The organism is Stenotrophomonas sp. 2YAF22 (genome assembly GCF_052114665.1).
Taxonomy (GTDB): Bacteria; Pseudomonadota; Gammaproteobacteria; order Xanthomonadales; family Xanthomonadaceae; genus Stenotrophomonas; species Stenotrophomonas indicatrix.
In genome coordinates this window covers 1-1,999 of the sequence record NZ_JBFRFE010000708.1, presented here as the reverse complement: position 1 = coordinate 1,999, position 1,999 = coordinate 1, and the positions used below count along the sequence as shown (strand labels likewise).

The window sequence follows — 1,999 nt, the reverse complement described above, 5'->3', positions numbered from 1 at the left end:
GGTATCGGCCGGACGCCACAACCGTCTCTGGTTCGAGATTGATGGCGCCAGGGCCAGCGTGGCGTTCAACCAGGAAGATGCCGAGCGGCTGTGGATCGGCAAGCCCGACCAGCGCGAGGAAGTCTTCGTGCGCGGACCGGGCGCCGGCAGTGCCGAACAGCGCCGGCTGTCGCTGTTGCCGGCCGGGCACGCGCAGGGCTACGGCCACTGCTTCGAGGCATTCGTCGCCGACACCTATCGCGCCATCGAAGGCGAGCGACCGGATGGCCTGCCCACCTTCGAAGACGGCGTGCGCTCGGCGCTGATCGTCGACCGCGTCATCACCTCGGCCAGGACCCGTGCCTGGACCGCCATCGGTTGAACCCCGGGAGCATCTCATGATGAACACGCCTGCCCGCAGAACTGCCACCCTCGCCCTGCTGCTGTTCGCTGCCCTGCCCGTCCTGGCACACGAAGCCGCCAGCCCGCACAAGCCCATCGCCGTGCAGATGTACACACTGCGCAACGCCGGCCCGCTCGACCAGCAGTTGAAGATCGTCCACGACGCCGGCGTGGATGCGGTGGAAACGGTGGGCACGCAGGGCGTCAGCGCGGCCGAACTCAAGCAGTTGCTGGACCGGTATTCGATCAGGGCGATTTCCTCCCACGTGCAACTGGCCGAGCTGCGCAAGGACCTGGACGGCGTGGTGGCCTTCAACCGGTTGATCGGCAACACCACCCTGGTGGTGCCTTACCTGGACGCGAAGGATCGGCCGACCGATGCCGCAGGCTGGACCGCGCTGGGCAAGGAACTGGGCGCGATCGCCAAGCAGGTACGGGCCAAGGGCATGCGCCTGGCCTACCACAACCATGATTTCGAACTGGTCGACTTCAATGGCCGGACCGGCCTGGAACTGCTGTTCGCAGCCGCCGGGCCCGACCTGCAGACCGAGCTGGATCTTGCCTGGGTGGCGCGCGCGGGCCTCGATCCGGCAGTGATGCTCGGCAAGTTCCGCGGCCGCCTGTTTGCGGTACACGCCAAGGACAATGCACCCGAGGGCCAGGCCGAAGACGAGGGCGGCTTCGCTGCCGTCGGCCAGGGTGTGCTGGACTGGCGCGCGATCCTGCCAGCCGCCGCAACGGCCGGCGTGCACTGGTACATCCTCGAGCACGACCAGCCACGCGACCCGGCCAAGGTCATCCAGACCGGCGCGGACTACCTGCGTGAACACCTGCCCGCCAACGTGTCCACCCGTGCGCAGCACTGATGCCTGAAGGAGGCCCCACATGAAGACGATCCTGGCAATGGCCGTGGCCCTGGGCAGCATGAGCGTTGCGACAGCCGCATGGTGCAAGGATGACCCGGCCGCCGGTGCGAAGCTCTACACCGCCAACTGCACGGCCTGCCACGGTGCCGATCGTGCGGGCATGCCCGGCGCATTCCCGGCGCTCACCGATATCGGCAAGCGCATGGCACCCGCGCAGATCAAGGAAAAGATCAGCAAAGGTGGCGGGCTGATGCCGCCCTTCTCCCAGCTGTCGCAGCAGGAAATAGATGACATCGCCAGCTACCTGGCCAAGTAAACGGCCGGCGATCACGCCGGCCGCGTGCCGCTACAGCTCGCGCACCCAGATATTGCGGTAGCTGACCTTGGAATCATGTTCCTGCAGGTAGAGCGGCGCGCACGCATGGGGCGAATACGAGGGCGCGCCGATGTACTCGGTCCTGCCCGCCAGCACGGTGTCGTCCTGCACCAGCACGCCGTTGTGCAGGACGGTGATGCGCGCAGGCGACACAAGCCCACCGCCCACTGAGAAGCGCGGTGCCTTCCAGAGGATGTCGTAGGCCTGCCACTGCCCCGGTGCACGCGAAGCATTCACCAGCGGCATGGTCTGCTTGTAGATGGAGCCGGCCTGGCCGTTGGCATAGGTTGGGTTGTTGTAACTGTCGAGCACCTGCAGCTCATAGAGTTCCTGCAGGAAGATGCCGCTGTTGCCCCGGTTCTGTCCGTCGAAGCCC

At 66.6% G+C, this 1,999-nt stretch carries 3 protein-coding genes and 1 pseudogene; 3 read left to right on the top strand and 1 reads right to left on the bottom strand.

The window, feature by feature from the left end; genetic code table 11:
• The 3 genes and pseudogenes from AB4Y84_RS20215 to AB4Y84_RS20205 form a co-directional block, all read left to right on the top strand.
• Positions 1-361: pseudogene (locus tag AB4Y84_RS20215) on the top strand (gfo/Idh/MocA family oxidoreductase); the annotation flags it as partial.
• 19 nt (positions 362-380) lie between these two features.
• Entirely contained in the window at positions 381-1,247 is an 867-nt protein-coding gene (locus tag AB4Y84_RS20210; protein ID WP_336025731.1) for a sugar phosphate isomerase/epimerase family protein, read from the top strand.
• Positions 1,248-1,266: 19 nt separating this feature from the next.
• The gene (locus AB4Y84_RS20205; RefSeq protein WP_223494464.1) at positions 1,267-1,563 is read left to right on the top strand and encodes a c-type cytochrome; all 297 of its coding nucleotides are present in this window, start codon (positions 1,267-1,269) and stop codon (positions 1,561-1,563) included.
• Between the two features lie 30 nt (positions 1,564-1,593).
• On the opposite strand, the gene AB4Y84_RS20200 is transcribed toward AB4Y84_RS20205, so the two are convergent.
• Positions 1,594-1,999: 3-keto-disaccharide hydrolase (locus AB4Y84_RS20200; RefSeq protein ID WP_442250775.1), on the bottom strand; the 406-nt coding region annotated here is incomplete at its 5' end.